Here is a 23610-nt window from a genome sequence, read left to right as displayed (position 1 = left end):
CGGCCTTAATTTATCGCTCCGTGTAGAAAAACAATAACGCGTTGGGGCAGTGCTTAAAAGCCCGTTTTGAAAGGCGGCCGGGAGACCTTCGCGACAGTAAATCCGGATCATGGCGTAAGCCCCTAATTTATCGCTTGTTTTTATATTTTAGGGATATCCTTTATAGCCAAAACCTGTTTATTCGAGTGTCAGGCGATTAAAAAACGATCTAATTGACACCCGGGGAGCCGGACTGCCGAGGCGCCAGAACTGCCTTGACTTCGATTTCGGCTGTCAGTAAGGTCCAGCGCAGACCGGCTCTCGGCAGCCGGGAACATACGCAAGCCCGAGAATGTATACTATGACACTTGGCCCGATTGTGGCGGACCTGGCAGGTTTAGAAATTACCGATGAAGAGCGGCAGTTACTGCTGCACCCGGCGCTGGGTGGAATTATTCTTTTCTCTCGCAATATTCACGATTACCAGCAGTTGCAAGATTTGGTGCGCGCTATTCGCGCGGTGCGGCCGGAGTTGTTGGTAGCGGTGGACCAGGAGGGGGGGCGCGTACAGCGTTGCAAGTCCGGTTTTTCCCGCATCCCAGCCATGCAGGTGTTCGACGCCAGGTACACGGATGACCCGGGCAGCGCGTTACAACTGGCAGCTGATTGTGGCTGGTTGCTGGCGGCTGAAATCCTGGCGGTTGGCATCGATTTCAGTTTTGCGCCGGTGCTGGATGTGGACCAGAGTTACTGCAGTGTGATCGGTGACCGCTCATTTTCCGCCGACCCGGAACGGGTCATTGCACTGGCCAGCGCTTTTATCCAGGGCGCCCACGAGGCCGGTATGGCCGTCACCGGCAAGCATTTCCCCGGGCACGGCAGTGTCAAGGGCGACAGTCACCTGGAGCTGCCCGTGGACAACCGGGATTTGCAACAGGTCAGTGCCAGGGATATGCAGCCCTTTGCCCGACTGGTGGATGATTTGGAGGCAGTTATGCCCGCCCACATCCTGTTTCCCAAAATCGACCCGCAAGCCCCGGTGGGCTTCTCCAGCCATTGGCTCGGGCAAATACTGCGCCATGAGCTGGGGTTTAAGGGGGTTGTTTTTAGTGACGACCTGTCAATGGCGGGGGCGGCCGCGGCCGGCAATTACCTCGAGCGGGTGCAGCGCGCGCTGGTGGCGGGTTGCGATATGGTGCTGCTGTGCAACAATCCCGCGGCCACTCGGCAGGTGATCGCTGAGCTCAGCGAGGATTACTATTACCGTTCGCCGGTTGAGCGCAGTATCATGCGCGCCCGCCCGGGCCACACCCGCGCCCAATTGGATCGTTCGCCGCGCTGGCAACAAACCTCGCAATCCCTGGCGGCGTTATTGAAATGAAGTAACAGGGCCGACGATACCGAAGTAACAATGCCGAAGTAACAATACCGAAGTAACAATACCGAAGTAACAATACCGACCTAATCATACTGGCGTTATCATACTGGGCCGAAAATGGGATAGCAGGTGGCTGGATCCCGTTTGGCAAGGCTAATTCACACGCTTTTTTTTACAAGACAGGAACTATGGAATACATCAACAAGTTTAGCAAATGGCTCGGTGAGGGTAATTACTGGATTCTGCACGTGTTCGTCATCGTTGCGATCATGCTGGTGGCGGCGTTGGTGGCAAAAATCATCCTCGCCAGATTGGTAAAGCGGGCGGAGAGCAGTCGCAACCTGTGGGACGATGCCCTGCTCGGTGCTTTGCAGCGGCCGTTAAACTGGCTGATATGGCTGATAGGATTGACCATGGCCGCGCAGATCGCCGCGGAAGTCTCGGAAAACACTTTGCTGGATATTTTTGCGCCAGCCAGGAAAGTGGGCGTCATTGTTTTGATCACCTGGTTTTTGGTCTCGTTTATCAGTCGCGCAGAAGAGAATTTCAGAAGCCCCGACTACACCGATGAGCCCGTGGATGAAACCACGGTGCAGGCCATTGCCAAGCTGCTGCGTATGTCGGTATTTATTACTGCGCTATTGGTATTATTGCAATCCCTGGGTTACAGCATCTCCGGAGTGCTGGCGTTCGGTGGTATCGGCGGCATCGCCGTCGGTTTCGCGGCCAAGGATTTACTGGCCAACTTTTTTGGCGGCCTGATGATTTTTATGGATCGCCCCTTCAGTGTCGGTGACTGGGTGCGCTCACCGGACCAGGAAATTGAGGGCACGGTCGAGGATATTGGCTGGCGCTTGACCCGTATTCGAACCTTCGACAAGCGGCCGCTCTATATTCCCAATTCAACGTTTACCCATATCTCCCTGGAAAACCCGTCGCGCATGAGCAATCGGCGCATCAAGGAAACCATCGGCGTGCGCTACGATGACGCCGCCAGGCTGCCCGCCATTGTGGAGCAGGTAAAAGAATACCTGCAGCAGCATCCGGAGATCGATCACAACCAGATATTGATGGTGAACTTTAACGCCTTCGCCGCCTACTCGCTGGACTTTTTTATTTACACATTTACCAAAACCACGGACTGGAAAACCTACCATGAAATCAAGCAGGGAGTGCTGTTTGATATTCTCGCTATCATCGAAAAGAACGGTGCAGAGTGTGCCTTCCCCACCTCCACAGTGCACGTTCCGGACGGCCTTAAATTGACGGGGCAGGGTGACAAGGTGGCCTCATGAAGCTCGGCATAATAGGCGGTACCGGGCTGGCGGATTGCGACGCGGTCGATTGGCACTCGGAGTCAACGCCGGCGACCCGGTTTGGGCCGCCTTCAGCGCCCATCAGGGAGGGGCTGGCGCGCAACGGTGCAGCGCTGGGACAGGGGCGCGGCGGAAAGCGGCTGGCTGTGGCTTTTCTGCCCCGGCACGGCCAAATTCACTCCATCGCGCCCCATTTGATTAACTACCGCGCCAATATAGCAGCACTGCAAGCCGTCGGCGTTACCCACATAGTCGCCGTCAACAGCGTCGGTGGCCTCACATCTGCGATGCAGCCCGCGGCGCTGGTTGTTCCCGATCAAATTATCGACTACTCCTATGGGCGGGCGCAGTCCTTCTACGACGGTGTGGACGGGGAGCTGCGGCATGTGGATTTTACCTGGCCTTTTAGCAACGACCTGCGCGGGGCGCTGTTGCAAGCAGCGGCAAGTGGCGAGGTGGCGTGCATCGATGGCGGCACCTACGCCTGTACCCAGGGGCCGCGGCTGGAAACTGCTGCGGAAGTGCGCCGCCTGATCGGCGATGGCTGTGACCTGGTGGGCATGACGGCGATGCCGGAAGCGGTGTTGGCGCGCGAACTGGACCTCCACTATGCCTGTTTGGCGTTGGTGGTCAACTGGGGGGCGGGCCTGTCTGCCGAGCCTATCCTGATGGAAGATATCGGCCGGATCGTCGCTGCGGGCGCGGGAGATATTAACAAGTTGTTGCAGGTCCTAATGATCCAGCTGGCGGCTGCGCAGTGAATTCTGCCGCTGCGCTTTGCCGGTTTTCACTATTCAGGCTCACTGGCTGTATATCGGGCCCCGACTCACGACAGCAGTGGGCAATGTCAGCCAGGTAGTCGGGCGGGCAATTTTTACTGGACACAAGTGCATAATTGTCATAAAAATAAAACTGGCACTGTCGTGTTTTGCATTGTTTTTATCGCCATGGTTGGCAATGCAAATGGGCACTGCAGGTTAGCAATCCGGATTGGCAATCCAGGTTTACAGCCCGGGTTGGCAACTGGTGGGGGCAGGTGTCAAATCACGCAAATATGTTTTAAACACTATAAAAATAAATGAGGTAGCAGAATGGCTGTTCGGGAAGTCGGCACTGTAAAATGGTTTAACAACGCTCGAGGCTACGGTTTTATTACCCGCGGCGAAGGCAGTGATGATGTATTTGTTCATTACCGCAGTATTCAGGGGGAGGGATATCGCTCGCTGGCGGAAGGCCAGTCGGTGGAGTTTGATCTTTCCGAGGGTGATAAGGGCCTGCAGGCCGAGAACGTCAGCCGCTTGTAGACCCGCGCCGTTGATCGGCGCAGATTAAGTTTTTCTAATTACCACCTAAGCTAAGCGTCGTGCAGCCGGCACTATGTTAGGTCTGGCTTCGGGGGCTTGCTTTCAAGACCCTCGACAGCAGGGATGCTGTCGTGGAGCCTCGAGCCCGCCCCGCGAGCGGAGCGAGTGCTTTGGGTGCATGGATGGAACCTGAGCCTGCCCCGCGAGCGCAGCGAGTGCTTTGGGCACGGCGAGTCTTGAAAGCAAGTCCCTGGAGCCAGGCCGGGAGCAAGGCTGCTGTCCCAAGGGCTACAGAGTATATGTTTACTATCGCCGATAGTTGGCTTATTCATAGGCGTAATTAGGTAAGTTTTTCTCCAGGGTATTTCCTCTCGGGTTCAACAACGCCCCCGCCTGCTGGCCTTTGGCTGCAGGGCGGGTCAGTGTGTTATTTTTCTGCAGAAAAAATTGCGTCGAAAAAGTCTCGCTGCTGCATCCCCATGCCAGCGTCGTTACGGTTTACTGCTGTCTTTACGGTTTACTGCTGTCGTTACGGTCTACTGCTATTGTGGCTGGCCGGACTCGGGCGACGCGCCGCTTACTGCACGGAACCTGCAGCTGCAGGTGGTGGTACGTCGTAAGGGGTACAGAGTATCACTATGCCCAGGTGCGGGTGATCGATGTAGTGCACCTCGCCGCTGCGCATACGGCGCTTTTGCCTGAGTATCGAGATGCGCTCGGGAAGAAACGGGGTGGCCAGAATCTTGTCATAGTCGTCTGTGGGTGGGCTGAACTGCTGCCAGGCCGATGGTGATTTGGCGGTGGCAAGGGCGAACTCTCGCTGGTCAGGACGCTGCGGCAGCTCCGGCCAATTGCCCCGCTCCTGGCCATAGTTGTGGGTAAAACGGGTAAACCAGAGATTGGTTTGCAAATGCAAGTAGCGGGATACGCTGAGTGCTATGGTGCCTTCCAGTTCGTGCTGTTGGCCAAACTTGTCGCCGGCGGAAATCAGCAGTGACGGTGCTTCCGGCTGGTCGACCACGGGTTGGCGCCAGGCTTCATGAAACAACAGGCGGTAATTGTAGGAGCGCTGGATTGCCTTTGCGTCGCGCTCCAGTGCCCGTTGGCTGGCGGGCAGCAGGTAATAGGGGTCGCGCAGCAAATCGACCGGCTTGTTCACAGGTGCCGGGTTTTCAGCTGTAATTGCACCTTCTTCACCCGTGGCAGTGGGCTCCCCGGTGGTTGTGCCTTGGGGGTCGAGGGCAGTGTCTGTGCTGGTGGCCGCAGCGGTTGCCGGGGTGTCGGGTTCACCCGTGTTTGCAGTGCTTTCTGCTGCGCTGCTCTTCTCTGCGGCGGCAGCGAGGCTGGCGGTTTCTGCCAATTGGGCGGCCAGTTCGGCGGTATCTTCCAGCAGCGAGGAATCCAGCAGCGAGGAATCCGGCAGGGAGGTGTTTGGTGCAGAGCCGAACAGTAGAGAGCTGTCGCCGGGCAGGCCCAACGGGGAGCTCTTGGTGTCCATGAGTGAAGCTATCTCGCCAGCGCCCGCAGCGGGCGTTAGTTGGTTGGGGTCTTGCAAGACCACCCAGTTGTGGGGGTACCTGAGCTCGATATCCTTGCGCCAGGTCTCGGTATCGCCAGTCGCTCGCCGGTTGGCAAAGATCAGCACTTCCACCTGGTACCAGCGGGGCTTTTCATCGCTGCCGCTTTGCGCGGCCATCGGGCTGCTGCCCAGCAACAGCCCGATGGCGAGCAACCCCGGCAGAATTGAGAAGCGCGCATTGGTGATCGGGCTGGCGCCGAGTCCGGCCAGGCCGCTAAATTGGCGCAGGAAAAAAACAGTTTTGCTGTACATCGTTATCAGGATCCTGTGAGTGAACCGCTCAAGAGGCCGCCATATGATTGAGTAACTCAGTCACACGCTTCAGTCGGGTTTCGCCATTATGCATGTCAAAGGAGAATTTCAAAACGTTGGCGCCCTCCAGGCGATAGTGTTGCGGCTTCGACTGCACCATTTTAACTATGGTCAGCGGGTCCACCTGGGTGACGCTGTCAAATTCAATGCGGCCGCCGGACTGCCCCGCTTCCAGCTTCCTGACACCGAGCTGTTTCGCCAGCAGCTTGAGGCTGCTGGTCTTGAACAGGGTTTTACAGGGTTCGGGTAGCAAGCCGAAGCGATCGATCATCTCCACCTGCAGCTCCCGCAGCGCCTCATCATTAGCGGCGCCGGCAATACGCTTGTAGATAATCAGGCGGCTGTGGACGTCGGGGAGGTAATCCTCTGGTATAAGGGCCGGCAACCTGAGGTTGATGTCGGTGGCGGTGCTGAAGCTGGTATCAAAGTCCGGCGTCTTGCCCTGGCGGATGCTCTTCACCGCCCGATCCAGCATTTCCATATACAGGGTAAATCCCACCGCCTGCATCTGTCCGCTCTGGTCATCGCCCAACAGCTCACCGGCGCCGCGGATCTCCATATCGTGGGTTGCCAGGGTAAAGCCGGCGCCGAGATCGGTGGTCTGGGCAATCGCCTCGAGGCGTTTCTGGGCGTCGGCGGTCATGGCCTTCTTGTTGGGGGTCAGCAGGTAGGCATAGGCCTGGTGGTGGGAGCGACCCACCCGGCCCCGCAACTGGTGCATCTGGGCCAGGCCAAATTTGTCGGCGCGGTCGATAATGATGGTGTTGGCGTTGGGGATGTCGATACCGGTTTCGATGATGGTGGTGCACACCAGCACATTAAAGCGCTTGTGATAGAAATCCGACATAACCTGTTCCAGCTGCCGTTCGCGCATCTGGCCGTGGGCCACCAGCACTCGCGCCTCGGGCACCAGCTCGGCAATATCCCGCGCCGTTTTTTCGATGCTTTTGACCTCGTTGTGCAGGTAGTAAACCTGGCCGCCGCGGAGAATCTCCCGCAGTATGGCCTCCTTGATCAAGGCTGTGTCTGACTCCCTGACAAAGGTCTTCACCGACAGGCGCTTGGCCGGTGGTGTGGCGATAATGGTGAGATCGCGGATACCGGACATGGCCATATTGAGGGTGCGGGGTATCGGGGTCGCGGTGAGGGTTAGAATATCCACCTCGGAGCGCAGGGACTTCAGGGTCTCCTTTTGCCGCACCCCGAAGCGGTGCTCCTCATCGATGATCAGCAGCCCCAGGTTCTTGTAGTTCAAGTCCGATTGCAACAGCTTGTGGGTGCCGATAATGATATCGATTTTGCCGTCGGCCAGCTTTTGCTGCACGCTGTCCACGTCCTTGCCGGAGCGAAAGCGGGAGATCACGTCAATCTGCACCGGCCAATCGGCAAAGCGGTCGCGAAAGTTGTCGTAGTGCTGCTGGGCGAGCAGGGTAGTGGGTACCAGCATGGCCACCTGTTTGCCGCTGTGGACCGCGATAAATGCCGCGCGCATGGCGACTTCGGTCTTGCCAAAGCCGACGTCGCCACAGACCAGTCGATCCATAGGCTGCTTGGATACCATGTCCTGGTAGACCGCGTCGATGGCGGTTTGCTGGTCGGCGGTCTCTTCAAACGGAAAGCCACTGGCGAAACGCTGGTAGGCGCCCTTCGGGTCTTCGAAGGCAAAGCCGCGGCGAGCCGCGCGGCGGGCGTATATATCGAGCAGTTCTGCGGCGGTATCGCGCACTTGCTCCGCCGCTTTCTTTTTCGCCTTTTGCCACTGGTCGCTGCCCAGCTTGTGCAGTGGCGCATGATCTTCATCGGCGCCGGAATAGCGGCTGATGGCATCGAGGCTGGCGACTGGCACGTACAGATTGGCATCATTGGCGTATTGCAGCATCAGGAATTCATTGCTCTGGCCGTCTACCGTCAGGGTTTTCAGGCCCTGGTAGCGGCCGACGCCGTGATCGATATGCACCACCGGTGCGCCGATGCGCAGTTCGGTCAGGTTGCGAATAGTGGCTTCGTTCTGGTCTTGCTGCTTTAGCCGGCGCCGGCGCTGTTGGACCCGCTCGCCCAGCAGTTCCGATTCGGTGATGATGACGATCGCGGGGTCGGCCAGGCTCAAGCCGTGATCGAGGGGGGCGACAGTGATAGCAATGGTTTCAGAGCCTTCGACAAACGCCTGCCAGCTCATTTCTGCCGGGCTGATATCGATGCGCTCCAGCAGCTCCAGAATGCTTTCACGACGGCCGGCGGACTCGGCGCAAAACAATATTCGCTGCCCGGTTTCCAGCAGGAAGTGCTCCAGCTTGTCGAGCGGGTTGTCGGCGCGGGACTGGACGGTAATGTCGGGTTGGGGCAGGCAGTTGAAGTTGCTGTGGCCGGCGGACTCGGCCACCGGCTCGGACGCCAGGGCGGTGCGCGGGTGGGCGCTCATGTGGCCAAAGATGTCGCCCACCGAGAGAAACATCTCGGCCGGTTTCAAAATGGGGCGCAGCAGATCGCCACAGCGGCTCTGGTAGCGCTCGCTGATCTCCCGGGTAAACAGTTCGGCGGCCTGGTGCACCTGGTCAAACAGGAACAGTTGGCTGGTTTGGGGCAGGTAGTCGAACAGGGTGCTGCAGGCGTCAAAGAACAGCGGCAGGTAGTATTCAATACCGGCCGGGCTGATGCCCGAGCTGATGTCCTGGTAGATCGGGCAGTTTTTGTGATCGGTGTCGAAATGCTGGTGCCAGCGGTCGCGAAAGAGGGAAATGCCGGCCTTGTCCAGCGGATACTCTTTGGCCGGCAGGACCTCGATGCTCTCCACCTGCTCGATGGAGCGCTGGGTTTCCGGGTCGAAAATTCGCAGCGTCTCCACTTCATCGTCGAACAAATCGATGCGGAACGGGGTTTTGCAACCCATTGGAAAGATGTCCATCAAGGCGCCGCGAACGGCAAATTCACCGTGTTCATAGACGGTGTCGACACAGACGTAACCGCTGTCTTCCAGTTGCCGGCGCATGGAGTCCATGGCAAAGCGCTGGCCCTTGTTTACCACCAGGCTGTTTTGCTGCAAGTAGGCAACCGGGGGCAGGCGGTGCATCAGGGTGCTGACCGGAACGACCAGGATGCCGCGCCGGGTTTGTGGCAGCTGGTAAAGCGTCTGCAAGCGCTCGGAAATAATGTCCTGGTGCGGTGAAAAGCTGTCGTAGGGCAGGGTCTCCCAGTCCGGCAGGTGGAGAATCTTGAGCTCATCGCTGTCGCGCTTGAAAAATTTCAGTTCCCGCTCCAGGGTGCGGGCGGAGTCCGTATCCGGGGTCACTACCAGGGTCAGGCTGTCGTGGAGGGCAGCCGCCGAGTAAATGGTCAGTGAGCGGGCGCAGCCGGGCAGGTTGCCCCACAGCCATTTGTTGCCGGGTGTGGTGTTCAGTGCTGGCGCCAGCGGACTTTGGTCTTTCATAGGGTACGACTCTGGGGTAACGCAAATTCGGGCGCTATTGTAGCGGGGATTGGTTGCCTTTGCAGGCTTCGCGGCGGCTGTTTTTGCCACCCCTGCGGGCGGTCTGCCGGTGCTGCCCGGCAGCGGCAACAGAGCGTGTTCGCTGGCAGCATTATTGGCGCCGAAATCATTAAGCCGGAAAAAGTGGGTATTCCAAGTCCCTGTTTTTTAATTAAATTAAATTTTATCGGCTTTTATTTGGCCGCCTCTTGTAATTTTCTTAGATTTCGATTAGAGCCTTGCAGGGCGCCTCACTTAGCCCGATAATGGCGCTCCTTTTGGGGCCGGGGCTGCGCTATCGCCGGGCTCCAGACCGTAAACTCAATGTGAAGGTAACAAACTGTGATTCGACCAAAGCCAGACGATTACTTTAAGGATTGGAAAGAGCGTGAAGCGCTTGCTGAGGCCATGATTCCTGTCATCGGTAAATTAAACCGTGAGCGGAATATCAACATGTACATGTATGGCCGCAACATGGTCAATCGATCCGTCATTGAGCTGATGAAGTCCCATCGTCGAGTGCGACAAATCGAGGAAAATGAACTCTCGGAGTTTGAAACCTTTCCGGTGCTGACGGAGCTGGCCAAGCTGGATCTCGGGCCGGCCCATATCGATCTGGGTAAAATTGCCGTCAAGTTTATGAAGGAAGGCAATGGCACCAGTGTGGCGGAATTTGTCAGGGCCCAGGTTGCCGACGCCATCGGCAGTACCGACAAGCCCCTACCAGTACCCCAGGATGTGGTCCTGTACGGATTCGGCCGCATCGGGCGACTGGTGGCGCGCCTGCTGGTAGAGAAAGCTGGCAGCGGCGACGTGCTGCGCCTGCGAGCGATCGTGGTGCGCAAAGGCAAGGCTGAAGACGATCTGGTCAAGCGCGCCAGCCTGCTGCGTCGCGACTCGGTGCACGGTACCTTCCGCGGCACCATCCGGGTGGACGAAGAGACCAACACCCTGATCGTCAACGGTAACGAAATCAAGGTTATTTACGCCAATTCCCCGGCTGAAGTGGATTACACCCACTACGGTATCAAGGATGCCCTGATCGTGGATAACACCGGCGTCTGGCGCGATGAAGAGGGCCTGGGCCAGCACTTGCAGTGCCCCGGTGCTGCCAAGGTCATACTGACCGCTCCCGGCAAAGGTGATATCAAGAACATCGTTTACGGTATCAACAGCAATGAGATCTCCACCGAAGACCGGATTTTATCGGCAGCGTCCTGTACCACCAACGCCATCACCCCGGTGTTGAAGGCGATTATGGACGAATACGGCGTCAAACACGGCCACGTGGAAACCGTGCACGCCTACACCAACGACCAGAACCTGATTGATAACTACCACAAGGGTGAGCGCCGCGGCCGCAGCGCGGCCTTGAATATGGTCATTACCGAAACCGGTGCCGCCAAGGCGGTGGCGAAAGCGCTGCCAGAGTTAAAAGGCAAGCTCACCGGCAATGCCATTCGGGTACCGATTCCCAATGTCTCCATGGCGATTCTCAATTTGCAACTGGAGAAAGAGACCACGGTTGAGGAGCTGAACAACTACATGCGCAACACGGCGCTGTATTCCTCGCTGCAGCAGCAAATTGATTTCACCAACTCACCGGAGGTGGTCTCAACCGATTTTGTCGGTTCGCGCTACGCCTGCGTATTTGACAGTAAGGCCACCATCGTCGACGGCAGCAGCGCTGTGCTTTACTGTTGGTACGACAATGAGTTCGGCTACAGCTGCCAGGTAGTGCGCTGCCTGGAGGATATGTGCGGTGTGAAGTACCCCATTTTCCCCAAGTAAACCGCGGCTGGCGGCGCCCGCCGCAACCGTAGCAAAAAGACCCGTCATGCCTGGCGGGTTTTTTTTGTGCTCGTCATTGGGCTGGTTAAAAATTGAGCAGTGAGCGCTTTTGCCTGTCCGAATGGGGTTTCAGGTTTTGACTAAGTTGATCTTTTTTCAAGGATTTTTTGGCCTAATCTGCACTTATGGCTGGCCAGAAGGGTCACTCGACCTTATAATTGCGCCGTTTTGAAAGTCGAGAAACAGGGCGGAGTATGCACCGGTGTAGCAGCACAGCTGCAGCAAGTACAGCCCTGTTTACGCGCTTTCCCACCAGCCCAGAGATGAATGAACCCAGATAATCGGCTGGTTATAGCTCAGCGTGAATAGGCAACTCTGCCATCTACTGGTAAAGTCGCATTTGTCTGTCGTCGCCAGGACTGGCTGGCCGGCAGCGCCAGAGCCCTCAAAAATGCAAGCTCAGTCCCTGTCGTGCAGGCAGCGCAGACTGGAATTGGGGCGATAAAAAGTGCCGGGCAAATACAATTTTTTAAGCAAGCAGCAGTTTTAGCAGGCAGCGCCACGCGCGTTGCAAACCAATTTCAAAACTAGTAACTAGGCAGAGGCGTATGATAGATATCCGTCGGGGATTGGATTTACCCATATCCGGGGCTCCCGAACAGGCCATCGTCGATGGCCCGTCCATTCGGTCCGTCGCGGTCATTGGAGCTGATTACCATGGTATGAAGCCGACAATGGCAGTGCAGGAAGGGGACAGGGTAAAACTTGGGCAATTGTTGTTCGAAGACAAAAAAATTAAAGGTGTGCGCTTTACCGCACCTGCAGCCGGCACAGTGGCAGCCATCAATCGCGGTGCCCAGCGGGTATTGCAGTCGGTGGTGATCGACGTCGATGGCGACGAGGCGGAGAGCTTCAGTCAGTATTCGGCGGATCAGTTGGCTGGTTTGACGGACGAACAAGTCCGGGAAAATTTGGTTGCGTCCGGTCTCTGGACCGCACTGCGGACGCGGCCCTACAGTAAAGTGCCGGAGTTGACGTCGAGCCCCAATTCGATTTTCGTCACCGCCATGGATACCAACCCCTTGGCGCCAGACCCGGAACCCATCATTCGCAGCAAGCGCGATGATTTCATCAACGGCTTGCTGTTGTTGACCAAACTGACCGCCGGCCAGGTGTATGTCTGCAAGGCGGCCGGTGCGGATGTCCAGGCTGGCAACAATAGCCGCATCTCCACCCAGGAGTTCGGCGGTGTGCACCCGGCGGGTAACGCGGGCACCCATATTCATCATCTCGATCCGGTCAATGCCAATAAAATGGTGTGGACGATTGGCTACCAGGACGTAATCGCTTTCGGCCAGTTGTTTGTGACCGGTAAGTTGCCCACCGAGCGGGTCATCTCCCTGGCCGGCCCACAGGTGGAGCAGCCGCGCCTGGTGCGCACGCGCCTGGGTGCCAGCTTGCAGGAGCTCACCGCCGGACAATTGAAAAGCGGCGAAAACCGGGTTATTTCCGGCTCTGTTTTTGGCGGCCGCACCGCCAACGGCCCGTATGCCTACCTGGGTCGCTACCACAACCAGATTTCAGTGCTGGCCGAGGGGCGCGATCGCCCGTTTCTGCACTACCTGCGAGCCGGCGCCGAGTACTTCTCCAGCCTGAGCATCTACATTTCCAGTCTGTTCAGTGGCAAAAAGTACGACTTCACCACCACCACCAACGGCAGTGAGCGAGCTATGGTACCCATCGGGGCCTACGAGCGCATAATGCCCCTGGATGTCCTGCCTACCCAACTGTTGCGAGCCCTGATTGTCGGTGACACCGATTTGGCGCAAAAACTGGGTTGCCTGGAGTTGGATGAAGAAGATTTGGCTCTCTGTACTTTCGTCTGTCCGGGTAAATATGAATACGGACCGATCCTGCGTAACAACCTGACTCGTATTGAGAAGGAGGGTTAAATCATGATGAGTTTACGCAAAGTTCTCGACAATATGGAGCCGCACTTCCACAAAGGCGGCAAACTGGAAAGCTGGTACGCATTGTACGAAGCTATTGATACCGGCCTGTTTCGACCCAAGGATGTGACCCGCACGACTTCTCACGTGCGCGATGGCATCGACTTGAAGCGCATCATGATCACGGTGTGGGTGTGTACCTTTCCGGCGATGTTCTACGGCATGTACAACGTCGGCTGGCAGGCCAACACCATCATGGCGGACCTGGGTATTACCCAGATCGGCAACTGGCGCGACTTCTTTATCGCCAGCTTTAACGCCGGCAGCTGGGTAGATAATATCTGGCACGGTGCCCTGTACTTCCTGCCGATCTACGCTGTCACCTTTGTCGTGGGCGGTTTCTGGGAAGTGCTGTTTGCCATGAAGCGCAACCACGAAGTCAATGAAGGCTTCTTTGTCACCTCGGTGTTGTTCGCACTGATCTGTCCGCCGGATGTACCCCTCTGGCAGGTGGCGCTGGGCATCAGCTTTGGTGTGGTTATCGCCAAGGAAGTATTCGGTGGTACCGGCAAGAACTTCCTCAACCCGGCGCTGGCGGGCAGGGCCTTTATGTTCTTCGCCTACCCGGCTGAAATGTCCGGCGACGCGGTCTGGACCGCGGTCGATGGTTACACTGGCGCCACGGCGCTGTCGATGGTCGCCTCGGACGGCATCACTGCCCTGCAGGGCCAGTTGACCTGGCTGGATGCGTTCTTTGGGAAAATGCAAGGTTCCATCGGCGAAACCTCAACCCTGGCAATCCTGCTGGGTGGTGTGGTGCTGGTGGCGATGAAAATTGCCTCGCTGCGCATTATCCTCGGTGTCTTCCTGGGTATGTTCCTCACTGCGGGCCTGTTTAACCTGGTCGGCAACCCGGACACCAACCCGATGATGGCGATGCCCTGGCACTGGCACCTGGTCGTGGGTGGTTTTGCCTTTGGTATGATCTTTATGGCGACCGATCCTGTGTCGGCTTCCATGACCAACACCGGAAAGTGGTGGTTTGGCGGGTTGATCGGCTTTATGGTGGTGTTGATTCGGGTGGTAAACCCGGCCTTCCCTGAGGGCATGATGCTGGCAATCCTGTTTGCCAATTTGTTCGCACCATTGATCGATCATGTTGTAGTCCAGGCAAATATCAAGCGGAGGTTGGCACGTGGCTAACGATAGCGTTTCAAAAACCATCGGTGTTGCACTGGCACTGTGTATCGTCTGCTCGGTAGTTGTATCTACCGCGGCCGTTATGCTCAAGCCGGCACAGGTCGCCAACAAGCAGTTGGATTTCAACCGCAATATTCTTGCTGCGGCCGGTCTCTACGACCCGAGCAAGAGTGTCGAGGAGCAATTTGGCCAGGTGAAAACCCGGCTGGTTGACCTGAAAACTGGCAAATTTACCGACGTTGCTGAAGGTGCTACCAAGTACGACCAGCGCAAGGCGTCCAAGGATCCAGCCCGCTCCACTAAACTGAGTGGTGATGAAGACCTGGCCAAAATCGGCCGTCGTGTCGATGTTGCCAAGGTCTATGTTGTGGAAGGCCCGCAGGGTGGGGTGGAAACCGTCATTCTGCCGATCAAGGGCTACGGCCTCTGGTCTACCCTGTACGGCTTTTTGGCGCTGGGTTCGGACTTGAATACCGTTGTCGGCATGGGCTTTTACGAGCACGCGGAAACACCCGGACTGGGTGGTGAAGTGGACAACCCCAACTGGAAAGCCCTGTGGCCCGGTAAAAAAGTCTACGCTGACGATGGCAGTGTCGGTTTGACCATTATCAAGGGCAACGCGCCGTCCGGCTCAGAGCACAAGATCGATGGCCTGTCCGGCGCTACTCTCACCAGTCGCGGTGTTGATAACCTGATCAAGTTCTGGCTCGGTGAAAGTGGCTACGCCAGTTTCCTGGAAAACCTGAAAAGCGGGGAGGCATAATCATGAAAGCGAAGGATTTATTGTTCAAGCCAATTTTTGAGAACAACCCGATTGCGCTGCAAATCCTCGGTATTTGTTCGGCACTGGCGGTAACCAGTTCACTAAAAGTCACCCTGGTGATGTGTATTGCCCTGACCCTGGTGACCGCATTTTCCAACTTCTTCGTATCACTGGTGCGCCATCACGCTCCGGGCAGTATTCGAATTATCGTGCAGATGACGATTATCGCGTCACTGGTAATCGTGGTGGACCAGGTCCTGAAAGCGGTTGCTTATGATATCAGCAAGCAGTTGTCGGTATTTGTCGGTTTGATCATCACCAACTGCATCGTGATGGGGCGCGCGGAAGCCTTCGCTATGAAGAACCCGCCGCTGCCCAGCTTTCTCGATGGCATAGGTAATGGCTTGGGTTACAGCGCACTGCTGATCGCTCTCGCTACCGTTCGCGAACTGTTTGGCTCCGGCAAGCTGATGGGCTACGAAATTTTGCCGCTGGCAACCGAGGGTGGCTGGTATGTCTCCAACGGCATGCTGTTGCTGCCGCCCAGCGCGTTCTTCCTGATTGGCCTGATTATCTGGGGTCTGCGGGCCTGGAAAACCGAGCAGGTGGAAGAAGCTGAATTCAAAATTTGTCCTAATACAACCAGGGAGGCCTGATCGGTGGAGCATTATTTAAGCCTTTTTATCCGTGCGATTTTTATCGACAACATGGCGCTGAGCTTCTTCCTCGGTATGTGTACTTTCCTGGCGATCTCGAAGAAGGTCGATGCGGCCCTCGGTCTGGGTATTGCGGTTGTCGTGGTGCTGGGTATTACCGTGCCGGTAAACAACCTGCTTTACACTTACCTGCTGGCGGATGGCGCGCTGGCCTGGGCCGGGTTGCCGGAAGTTGACCTCAGTTTCCTCGGTCTGATCACCTACATCGGTGTGATTGCGGCGATCGTGCAGATCCTGGAGATGGTGCTGGATAAGTACGTGCCGGCGCTGTACAACGCGCTGGGTGTGTTCTTGCCTCTGATTACTGTGAACTGCGCCATCATGGGGGCGTCGCTGTTTATGGTCGAGCGCGACTATAACCTCGGTGAGTCCACCGTGTTCGGTATCGGTTCAGGGGTTGGCTGGGCGCTGGCCATTACTGCCCTGGCCGGTATTCGCGAGAAGATGAAATACAGTGACGTACCGGCGGGCCTGCGCGGCCTGGGTATCACCTTTATTTCCGTGGGCCTGATGTCATTGGGCTTTATGTCGTTCGGCGGCATCGATCTGTAAACAGCGAGGGTAAATCGAAGCATGAACATTACTATAGTTTTAGGGGTCGTCATGTTCACCGCCATCGTGCTTGCGCTGGTTGCGGTGATCCTGGCTGCCCGCGCCAAGCTGGTCAGCAGCGGCGATGTGACAATTGAAATCAACGGTGAGAAGACCATCACGGTGCCCGCTGGCGGCAAGCTGCTGAACACCTTGTCTGAGAGCGGCCTGTTTCTGCCTTCAGCCTGTGGTGGTGGCGGTAGCTGCGCCCAGTGCAAGTGTGTTGTGGAGGCCGGCGGCGGCAGTATGCTGCCTACCGAAGAGGGTCACTTTACCAAGCGCGATGCCCGTGAAGGCTGGCGTTTGTCCTGCCAGGTACCGGTCAAGCAGGACATGAAGATCGAAGTGCCTGAGGATGTATTCGGGGTCAAGCAGTGGGAGTGTACTGTCACCTCCAACCCCAATATGGCCACCTTTATCAAGGAGTTGACCTTGAAGCTGCCGGAAGGGGAGAACGTCGACTTCCGCGCCGGTGGTTACGTGCAGTTGGAAGCGCCACCGCACCATGTCTACTTCAAGGACTTTGACATCGAGGAGCAGTTCCGCGGTGACTGGGAGCGGTTTGGCTTCTTTAACCTCGAGTCGAAGGTGACTGAGCCGGTTATCCGTGCTTACTCCATGGCCAACTATCCGGAAGAGCGGGGCGTGGTCAAATTCAATATCCGTATCGCGACACCGCCTCCAGGGGCCAAGGGTATTCCGCCCGGCCAGATGTCATCCTTTGTGTTTAGCCTCAAGCCTGGCGACAAGATTACCGTGTACGGACCATTTGGTGAGTTCTTTGCCAAGGATACCGACAACGAGATGGTGTTTGTCGGCGGTGGTGCCGGTATGGCGCCGATGCGCTCGCATATCTTCGACCAGCTCAAGCGCCTGAAGACAGAGCGGAAAATGTCTTTCTGGTACGGTGCCCGCTCCCTGAAAGAGCTGTTCTACCAGGACGAGTACGATATGCTGGCTCGGGAAAATGACAACTTTACCTGGCACGTCGCCATGTCCGACCCTCAACCTGAGGACAACTGGACTGGTATGACCGGCTTTATTCACAATGTTCTTTACGAAGAATACCTGAAGGACCACCCGGCGCCGGAAGATTGTGAATACTACATGTGTGGGCCGCCGATGATGAACGCCGCCGTTATCAAGATGCTGAAAGATCTCGGGGTCGAGGACGACAACATCTTGCTGGATGACTTCGGCGGTTGATGCAGGTGGTGGCAGTGTGTTGTGCGGGTTTGTATGAGCCGATGGAGATTATCCTCTGTGCTCGCTGACCCGCTAAACGTCAAAGCGCCCAGGACGAGGCCGGCATTGCTGGCCTCGTTTTTGTTTGGGCTGGTAGTTTTTCTGCTGCTGAGCGCTTGCAGCAGGGCGCCGCAACTTGAAATTCTGCGCCTGTCCGGTGCCACCATGGGTACCAGCTACCATGTCAGTATCGTGACGGCGGAAGAGATAGCGGATCCCGGGCAAATACAGTCCGGCATTGACCAGTTGCTGCAGGCGATCAACCTCGCGATGTCCACCTATATCGAGGGCTCCGAGATCAACCGCCTCAATGAGTCGGTGATTGGCCAGTGGGTGCCGCTGTCGGCAGATCTGCTGGCAGTAATGCAAATCAGCACGGAGGTCAGTGATCTGTCCGCCGGGGCGTTCGATGTCACCGTGCGGCCGTTGATCGACCTTTGGGGCTTTGGTCCAAAGCCGGGCACAAACACGGTGCCGGCGGCAGCGGAAATCCGCCAGGCTCTGGACTCAATCGGCTACCAAAAGATGCTGCTGGATGTCGCCGGGGCACGGCTGCAACGGCTGCAGCCGGTATCCCTCGACCTGAGTGCTGTGGCCAAGGGTTACGGGGTTGACCGGTTGGCCGGTTATTTGCAGGAGCTTGGCTACCAGAATTATCTGGTCGAAATCGGCGGTGAGTTGCGTTTGCACGGTCACAATGCACACGGAGAACAGTGGCGGATCGCCATCGAGCGGCCGGACTCACTGCTCGCCACGAGCGTGTACCGGGCTTTGCAGCTGACTAACACCGGTATTGCCACCTCCGGCGATTATCGCAACTACTTCGAGGAGAATGGTGTTCGTTACAGCCATACTGTTGACCCTCGCAGTGGTTACCCGATAAACCACAACCTGGCCTCGGTGACAGTGCTGGATCCGTCCGCGGCGCGGGCGGACGCACTGGCCACGGCGTTTAATGTGCTGGGGTTGGAGCAGGCGCTACCATTGGCTAATAGCCAGGGCATAGCGGCAATGTTTATTATTAAGCAGGGCGATACGTTCGCCGAGGTCGCTTCAGAGGCGTTCCAGGCTTACCTTGAGTCCGGTCAATAAACCGGGCGGGACCGGCAGCCAGTAGCTGCCCATTGGTTTTCACCCGCAGCGGGTGGAAACAGCGGAAATCGAGGAGTATGAGATGAAAATATTTTTACTGACACTGCTGGTGTTGCTGTTGTTTGTCGTCGCCATGGCGGTGGGGGTATTGATGGGCCGCAAGCCGTTAAAGGGCTCCTGCGGCGGGGTTGGCGCAGCCCTGGGTGAAGAGGACTATGTCTGTGACCTGTGTGGTGGCGACCCGAATAAATGTGACGAGCAGCAGGAGTCGACTCCGGCTGCAAAAGAACTCGCCTACGAGGCGGCTACTCCCCGCCGCTGATACTGGCGCTGGACCAGCGCATTGATTTATCTGCAGTAATATTTTCGCAGTAACATTATTGGAGCTTACAGTTTATGGCTGAGTACAACTACGACTTGCTGGTTATTGGCTCGGGCCCGGCCGGGGAGGGGGCAGTGATCTCCGCAGCGAAGGCCGGCAAGCGCGTGGCGGTGATTGAGCGCAAAGAGATGATCGGCGGCAACTGTGCGCACAAGGGCACGGTGCCATCCAAGTCCCTGCGTTTCGCGGTCAAGCAGGTGATTCGGTACAACACCCAGAGTTTATTTCGCAGCATAGGTGACCCCCAGTGGGTGAGTTACCCGAAGATCCAGGAGGCGGCGGCCAAGGTTATCGCCAAGCAGGTGGACAAGTTCAGCAGCGACTTTGCCCGCAACCGGGTCGCGGTGCACTTGGGGCAAGCGGCTTTCGTGGATAAAAATCGCGTCGAGGTGACCCTGAGCGACGGTGCCAAAGAGTACATCAACGCCGCCAATGTCATGATTACCACCGGGTCGCGGCCCTACCGGCCCGAGAATGTGGATTTCACTCATCCGCGGGTTTACGACAGCGATACCATCCTGAAAATGCAGCATACCCCACGCACCATGATCGTCTACGGTGCCGGCGTCATCGGCTGTGAGTACGCGTCGATATTTGCCGGTCTCGGCATCAAGGTTGACCTGATCAACACCCGCGATCGACTGCTCTCGTTTCTCGACGATGAAATATCCGATGCGCTCAGCTACCACTTGCGCGACAGCGGCGTGATGGTGCGTCACTGCGAAGAATTCGAGTCCGTGACCGCGGACCAGAATATCGTCACCATGCAGCTGCAATCAGGCAAGCAGATCAAGGCCGACGCCCTGCTGTGGTGTAACGGTCGGACCGGCAATACCGATGGTCTGGGGCTGGAGAATATCGGCCTGGAGGCCGACCACCGCGGTCAGTTGCAGGTGTCCGAGCGCTATGAAACCTCGGTCGAGGGCATCTACGCCGCCGGTGACGTAATTGGCTGGCCCAGCCTGGCCAGCGCGTCTTTCGACCAGGGGCGCGCGGCGGCACGGGCCATCTGTGGCCAGTCAGTGCGCTTCGTGTCCGATGCCCCGACCGGCATTTACACCTTGCCGGAAATCAGCTCGCTGGGTAAAACCGAGCGCGAGTTGACCGAGGCGCGGGTGCCCTATGAAGTGGGGCGCGCCTTTTTCAAGCACACCGCCCGGGGCCAGATCAGTGGCGAAGACGTCGGCATGCTGAAACTGCTGTTTCGTCCCGACAGCCTGGAAATTCTCGGCATCCATTGTTTCGGCGCCGAGGCCGCGGAAATTATTCACATTGGCCAGGCGATCATGTCGCAGAAGGGGGAGGGGAATTCGATCAAGTTTTTTGTCAGAAATACCTTTAACTACCCCACCATGGCCGAGGCCTATCGCATCGCAGCCCTGAACGGGTTGAACCGACTGCTGCGGTTTTAGCCTCGTGCTGCCGGCGCAGGGCTCAGCCCTGCGGCTGGTGTCTGACGACGGTGTGGATCACAATATCGCCTTCAAAATAGACCACAAACCTGTCGTACACCCAGCGACTGATCGGCGGCTCGCCGCGGGCGGGCAGCTGCTCCAGCGGCGGACCAAACTTTCTCTCAACTGAACTCATATCCATGCCCAGGGTAGGGCGCTCTATATAGGTAGTGCTGCTCTGCTGGCCAACCGGAATCTTAATGGTTTCCGCCAGGCCAGGTGCTGAATCGAGCCAGAGTACCAGTGCGGCGATAACAGGCAGTGAAATAAGCTTGGGCATAGGCCGGGTTTCCTCGCGGTGGTAAGTTGTGAATTCTCGTTTTTCGTTTTTCGTTCTAAGTTCTAGGACTGGTGCTGGCTGCGCCGCTTGGCCTCGAGTTGGGCCTGCATAATGTGGCGGCCCAGCAGTTCTTGCTGGTTGTTGTTCAGGGTCAGGAATTTACAGGCGATTTTAAACACTTTGCTCTCCTGCTGGCTCTCGCAGCGCACAACCCGGGCGAAGCTCGCCAGGCTGGAGTAATCGGAGAGAAACATGATGCGCAGAGCCAGGTGGGAATCCTTGTAGAGTGCCTTGCCGCTGTTAAAAGCGATGCCACCTTCACTGAGGTTGACATGGGTGGGGCGAACATCCTCGCCGCTGTAATTGGCGGCCACACACTGCTGGGCAATGAGGTCCAGCTTTTTATTCAGCATTTTCAGGTAGTCTGCCAGCGGGCGGTTGTTATCGCCGATGGCGCCCAGGTGTGGCGATGCTTCCTTGTCGAGGCGCCGCAGCTCACTGAACAGTGACAGGGCCTTCTGTTCTTCGGGAAACTCGTCCTCAGCCCGGGTGTTTTCCAGGGTATAGCTGTCGACAGGGTGAAAATCCAGCACGATTTCACTGGGGATGCGGAAAAAACTTCTGCGCTCAGCTGAGCTCATTGGCTACCTGCGTTGATAATCCGGTCTCTGCCTGAAGTCTAACAGCAGATAGCGGATCTGTCCTGTCGCGGGAGGCGCTAATGCGAGCGGCTATTTTTTTGCAAACGCTTGTTATGGCTGCTGGCATTGGGTTTAATGCGCTCATGAAAATACCTACCCCCATATTTATCGGATTGCGCTACACGCGGGCCAAGCGGCGCAATCAGTTTATCTCGTTTGTGAGCGGGTTTTCACTGGCGGGGATGACATTGGGGGCGGTGGCGCTGATTGTGGTTATGTCGGTGATGAACGGCTTCGATCGGGAGATCAAACAGCGCCTGTTGCAAATCATTCCCCACGTCGAACTCTACAGTGGCTCCGGCTTGAGCGATTGGCAGGCGCTGGTGGAGCGCGCCGAGTTGCACCCGCAGATTGCGGCCGCAGCGCCCTACGTCGATCGCGATGCGATGGTGAGCTTTGAGCAGGGCATGCAGGGGGTACAATTGCGCGGTTTGTTGCCCCAGGACATCCCGCGCTTGTCGACCCTGCAGGAACACATGCTGCTGGGGCAGCTGGATGCATTGCAGGCCGGCGAGTACAACATCATCATCGGTCGATTACTGGCCCGCTACCTGGGGGTTGCCACCGGCGACAAAATCAGCGTCACCCTGCCGCAATTGACCGTTACCCCGGCCGGAGTGTTCCCGCGGATCAAGCGTTTTACCGTGGCCGGGGTGTTTGAAGTGGGCGGGCAGCTGGACCAGAGCTTTGCCCTTATCCACCTGGGCGATGCGCAGAAGCTGTTCCGCCTGGGTGACAAGGTGGATGGGGTGCAGCTGGAAACCACTGACCGCTACCTGTCGAAGCAGATCGGCTATGGGTTGTGGCAGAGCTTGCCCGGCGCGCAACAACAGGCGGTGGCCGTGCGTGACTGGAGCGAGACCCAGGGCAGCCTGTTTGCGGCGATAAAAATGGAAAAAACGGTGGTGTCGACGCTGCTGATGATTGTTATTGCGGTGGCGGCTTTTAATATTATTTCCAGCCTGGTGTTGATGGTTGCGGACAAGCGCTCCGATATCGCCGTGCTGCGCACCCTCGGGCTGACCCGGGTGCAGGTCACGGCTATCTTTATCGTCCAGGGCGTTGCCATTGGCCTGGTGGGCATACTGGTCGGCGCCCTGGTGGGAGCGGCGATCGCCGTTAACGTGGGCTATATTGTGGCCTTCTTTGAAACCCTGACCGGGCTCCGGATTTTTGACCCGCAGGTGTACTTTATCAGCCATATGCCGTCGCGCCTGCTGTGGTCGGATGTGGTCACGGTGATGACGGTGGGCCTGTCACTGAGCTTCCTGTCCACCCTTTATCCCGCCTATCGCGCCTCGACCGTGGAACCGGCGGAAGCTCTGCGTTACGAATGAACAAGCCAGCGGAATGCCACTAGCAGTGGCCCGGGCTGAGTCTGTATGGAGTATAAAATAGATTGAATGGGGAATCGCCGGGCAGCGGCGCAACAAACTCGCCGGCGCTGGTACTGCACTGCCGCGGATTGGTCAAAAGTTATCGCCAGGGGCCAGCTGTGGTCGAGGTGTTGAGCGGGGTCAACCTGGAGTTGCGCAGCGGCGAGCGGCTGGCAATCATCGGCGCGTCCGGGTCGGGTAAATCCACCTTGCTGAACCTGATGGGGGGCCTCGACGCACCGGATGAAGGGGAAACCCTGCTGCTGGGGCAGCCCTTTTCCGCCTGCAACGACAACCAGCGCGGGCGCTTGCGCAACCGGCACCTGGGCTTCGTCTACCAATTTCATCACCTGCTGGGTGAATTCACCGCCCTGGAAAATGTGGCCATGCCGCAATTGATCGCCGGCGTCAGTAAAAAGAGCGCCTTCAATGCGGCGGCGGACTGGCTCGGCAAAGTGGGGTTGGCAGCGCGGGTGCAACACAAACCCTCGGAATTGTCCGGCGGTGAGCGGCAGCGGGTGGCCATCGCCCGGGCCCTGGTCAATCAGCCCGCCTGTGTGTTGATGGATGAACCCACCGGCAACCTGGACCGGCACACCGCCCACTCCATCGAGGACCTGTTGCGCCAGCTGAGCGCGGAATTGGCCACTAGCTTTGTGGTGGTCACCCACGACGAGCAGTTGGCCGCCTCCATGGACCGGGTATTGAGCCTGGAGGAAGGGCGCTTGTGCTAAAGCTA

General features: G+C 57.5%; 20 protein-coding genes. 16 read left to right on the top strand and 4 right to left on the bottom strand.

The window, feature by feature from the left end; translation table 11 throughout:
• Nucleotides 1-340 precede the first annotated feature (340 nt).
• From nagZ to G8764_RS01480, 4 genes are all read left to right on the top strand, one after another.
• Nucleotides 341-1360 carry a beta-N-acetylhexosaminidase gene (gene nagZ / locus G8764_RS01495; RefSeq protein ID WP_166161171.1) on the top strand — a complete coding sequence of 340 codons (1020 nt, stop codon included), beginning with the start codon at nucleotides 341-343 and terminating at the stop codon, nucleotides 1358-1360.
• A gap of 185 nt (nucleotides 1361-1545) precedes the next feature.
• Nucleotides 1546-2652 carry a mechanosensitive ion channel family protein gene (locus tag G8764_RS01490; protein WP_166161169.1) on the top strand — a complete coding sequence of 369 codons (1107 nt, stop codon included), beginning with the start codon at nucleotides 1546-1548 and terminating at the stop codon, nucleotides 2650-2652.
• Nucleotides 2649-3434 carry an S-methyl-5'-thioinosine phosphorylase gene (locus G8764_RS01485; RefSeq protein ID WP_166161167.1) on the top strand — a complete coding sequence of 262 codons (786 nt, stop codon included), beginning with the start codon at nucleotides 2649-2651 and terminating at the stop codon, nucleotides 3432-3434. The genes G8764_RS01490 and G8764_RS01485 overlap by 4 nt, the downstream gene beginning before the upstream one ends.
• Nucleotides 3435-3764: 330 nt before the next feature.
• On the top strand, nucleotides 3765-3977 hold the full coding sequence (locus G8764_RS01480) for a cold-shock protein (RefSeq protein ID WP_166161165.1): 213 nt from the start codon (nucleotides 3765-3767) through the stop codon (nucleotides 3975-3977).
• A 577-nt stretch (nucleotides 3978-4554) separates the two neighbouring features.
• Here G8764_RS01480 and G8764_RS01475 read toward each other — a convergent pair.
• Both G8764_RS01475 and mfd read right to left on the bottom strand, forming a co-directional pair.
• The gene (locus G8764_RS01475; protein ID WP_166161163.1) at nucleotides 4555-5808 is read right to left on the bottom strand and encodes a CsiV family protein; all 1254 of its coding nucleotides are present in this window, start codon (nucleotides 5806-5808) and stop codon (nucleotides 4555-4557) included.
• 28 nt (nucleotides 5809-5836) lie between these two features.
• Entirely contained in the window at nucleotides 5837-9292 is a 3456-nt protein-coding gene (mfd, locus tag G8764_RS01470; RefSeq protein WP_166161161.1) for a transcription-repair coupling factor, read from the bottom strand.
• Nucleotides 9293-9673: 381 nt separating this feature from the next.
• Here mfd and G8764_RS01465 point away from each other — a divergent pair, with 381 nt between their 5' ends.
• The 10 genes from G8764_RS01465 to sthA all read left to right on the top strand — a co-directional run bounded on the left by G8764_RS01465 (nucleotide 9674) and on the right by sthA (nucleotide 20472).
• Nucleotides 9674-11122, top strand: a complete 1449-nt coding sequence (locus G8764_RS01465; protein WP_166161159.1) for a glyceraldehyde-3-phosphate dehydrogenase — start codon at nucleotides 9674-9676, stop codon at nucleotides 11120-11122.
• A 608-nt stretch (nucleotides 11123-11730) separates the two neighbouring features.
• The gene (locus G8764_RS01460) at nucleotides 11731-13074 is read left to right on the top strand and encodes a Na(+)-translocating NADH-quinone reductase subunit A (protein ID WP_166161157.1); all 1344 of its coding nucleotides are present in this window, start codon (nucleotides 11731-11733) and stop codon (nucleotides 13072-13074) included.
• Between the two features lie 3 nt (nucleotides 13075-13077).
• Complete coding sequence (locus G8764_RS01455) at nucleotides 13078-14274, top strand: NADH:ubiquinone reductase (Na(+)-transporting) subunit B (RefSeq protein ID WP_207951626.1); 1197 nt, start codon at nucleotides 13078-13080, stop codon at nucleotides 14272-14274.
• Nucleotides 14267-15034: a Na(+)-translocating NADH-quinone reductase subunit C gene (locus G8764_RS01450; RefSeq protein ID WP_166161155.1), complete on the top strand. Its 768-nt coding sequence runs from the start codon at nucleotides 14267-14269 to the stop codon at nucleotides 15032-15034. Before G8764_RS01455 ends, G8764_RS01450 begins: the two co-directional genes overlap by 8 nt.
• Nucleotides 15035-15036: 2 nt before the next feature.
• Nucleotides 15037-15690, top strand: coding sequence for an NADH:ubiquinone reductase (Na(+)-transporting) subunit D (locus tag G8764_RS01445; protein ID WP_166161153.1), 654 nt, complete (start codon nucleotides 15037-15039; stop codon nucleotides 15688-15690).
• Between the two features lie 3 nt (nucleotides 15691-15693).
• Complete coding sequence (gene nqrE, locus G8764_RS01440) at nucleotides 15694-16302, top strand: NADH:ubiquinone reductase (Na(+)-transporting) subunit E (protein WP_166161151.1); 609 nt, start codon at nucleotides 15694-15696, stop codon at nucleotides 16300-16302.
• A 21-nt stretch (nucleotides 16303-16323) separates the two neighbouring features.
• Nucleotides 16324-17547: an NADH:ubiquinone reductase (Na(+)-transporting) subunit F gene (gene nqrF, locus G8764_RS01435; RefSeq protein WP_166161149.1), complete on the top strand. Its 1224-nt coding sequence runs from the start codon at nucleotides 16324-16326 to the stop codon at nucleotides 17545-17547.
• Between the two features lie 57 nt (nucleotides 17548-17604).
• Nucleotides 17605-18678: an FAD:protein FMN transferase gene (locus G8764_RS01430; RefSeq protein WP_341806265.1), complete on the top strand. Its 1074-nt coding sequence runs from the start codon at nucleotides 17605-17607 to the stop codon at nucleotides 18676-18678.
• A gap of 82 nt (nucleotides 18679-18760) precedes the next feature.
• A complete protein-coding gene (gene nqrM, locus G8764_RS01425) occupies nucleotides 18761-19000 on the top strand; it encodes a (Na+)-NQR maturation NqrM (RefSeq protein WP_166161145.1) in 240 nt (79 codons plus the stop codon).
• 74 nt (nucleotides 19001-19074) lie between these two features.
• Nucleotides 19075-20472 carry a Si-specific NAD(P)(+) transhydrogenase gene (gene sthA / locus G8764_RS01420; RefSeq protein ID WP_166161143.1) on the top strand — a complete coding sequence of 466 codons (1398 nt, stop codon included), beginning with the start codon at nucleotides 19075-19077 and terminating at the stop codon, nucleotides 20470-20472.
• 22 nt (nucleotides 20473-20494) lie between these two features.
• On the opposite strand, the gene G8764_RS01415 is transcribed toward sthA, so the two are convergent.
• Complete coding sequence (locus G8764_RS01415; protein ID WP_166161141.1) at nucleotides 20495-20794, bottom strand: hypothetical protein; 300 nt, start codon at nucleotides 20792-20794, stop codon at nucleotides 20495-20497.
• 62 nt (nucleotides 20795-20856) lie between these two features.
• Nucleotides 20857-21435: a PilZ domain-containing protein gene (locus G8764_RS01410; protein ID WP_166161139.1), complete on the bottom strand. Its 579-nt coding sequence runs from the start codon at nucleotides 21433-21435 to the stop codon at nucleotides 20857-20859.
• Between the two features lie 143 nt (nucleotides 21436-21578).
• Here G8764_RS01410 and G8764_RS01405 point away from each other — a divergent pair, with 143 nt between their 5' ends.
• Nucleotides 21579-22832 carry a lipoprotein-releasing ABC transporter permease subunit gene (locus tag G8764_RS01405; protein ID WP_166161137.1) on the top strand — a complete coding sequence of 418 codons (1254 nt, stop codon included), beginning with the start codon at nucleotides 21579-21581 and terminating at the stop codon, nucleotides 22830-22832.
• A 62-nt stretch (nucleotides 22833-22894) separates the two neighbouring features.
• Entirely contained in the window at nucleotides 22895-23605 is a 711-nt protein-coding gene (lolD, locus tag G8764_RS01400) for a lipoprotein-releasing ABC transporter ATP-binding protein LolD (protein ID WP_243748522.1), read from the top strand.
• Nucleotides 23606-23610 lie beyond the last annotated feature (5 nt).

Origin of the sequence: Pseudomaricurvus alcaniphilus (assembly GCF_011440395.1) — a bacterium.
In the GTDB taxonomy this organism is placed as follows: domain Bacteria; phylum Pseudomonadota; class Gammaproteobacteria; order Pseudomonadales; family Cellvibrionaceae; genus Pseudomaricurvus; species Pseudomaricurvus alcaniphilus.
This window is presented reverse-complemented; position numbering and strand designations above follow the sequence as displayed.

Excerpts from the sequence above, each read along its gene's own strand:
- nagZ (WP_166161171.1), top strand. The coding sequence starts at position 341 with ATGACACTTGGCCCGATTGTGGCGGACCTGGCAGGTTTAGAAATTACC.
- G8764_RS01490 (WP_166161169.1), top strand. The coding sequence starts at position 1,546 with ATGGAATACATCAACAAGTTTAGCAAATGGCTCGGTGAGGGTAATTAC.
- G8764_RS01485 (WP_166161167.1), top strand. The coding sequence starts at position 2,649 with ATGAAGCTCGGCATAATAGGCGGTACCGGGCTGGCGGATTGCGACGCG.
- G8764_RS01480 (WP_166161165.1), top strand. The coding sequence starts at position 3,765 with ATGGCTGTTCGGGAAGTCGGCACTGTAAAATGGTTTAACAACGCTCGA.
- G8764_RS01475 (WP_166161163.1), bottom strand. The coding sequence starts at position 5,808 with ATGTACAGCAAAACTGTTTTTTTCCTGCGCCAATTTAGCGGCCTGGCC.
- mfd (WP_166161161.1), bottom strand. The coding sequence starts at position 9,292 with ATGAAAGACCAAAGTCCGCTGGCGCCAGCACTGAACACCACACCCGGC.
- G8764_RS01460 (WP_166161157.1), top strand. The coding sequence starts at position 11,731 with ATGATAGATATCCGTCGGGGATTGGATTTACCCATATCCGGGGCTCCC.
- G8764_RS01455 (WP_207951626.1), top strand. The coding sequence starts at position 13,078 with ATGATGAGTTTACGCAAAGTTCTCGACAATATGGAGCCGCACTTCCAC.
- G8764_RS01445 (WP_166161153.1), top strand. The coding sequence starts at position 15,037 with ATGAAAGCGAAGGATTTATTGTTCAAGCCAATTTTTGAGAACAACCCG.
- nqrF (WP_166161149.1), top strand. The coding sequence starts at position 16,324 with ATGAACATTACTATAGTTTTAGGGGTCGTCATGTTCACCGCCATCGTG.
- nqrM (WP_166161145.1), top strand. The coding sequence starts at position 18,761 with ATGAAAATATTTTTACTGACACTGCTGGTGTTGCTGTTGTTTGTCGTC.
- sthA (WP_166161143.1), top strand. The coding sequence starts at position 19,075 with ATGGCTGAGTACAACTACGACTTGCTGGTTATTGGCTCGGGCCCGGCC.
- G8764_RS01415 (WP_166161141.1), bottom strand. The coding sequence starts at position 20,794 with ATGCCCAAGCTTATTTCACTGCCTGTTATCGCCGCACTGGTACTCTGG.
- G8764_RS01410 (WP_166161139.1), bottom strand. The coding sequence starts at position 21,435 with ATGAGCTCAGCTGAGCGCAGAAGTTTTTTCCGCATCCCCAGTGAAATC.
- G8764_RS01405 (WP_166161137.1), top strand. The coding sequence starts at position 21,579 with ATGAAAATACCTACCCCCATATTTATCGGATTGCGCTACACGCGGGCC.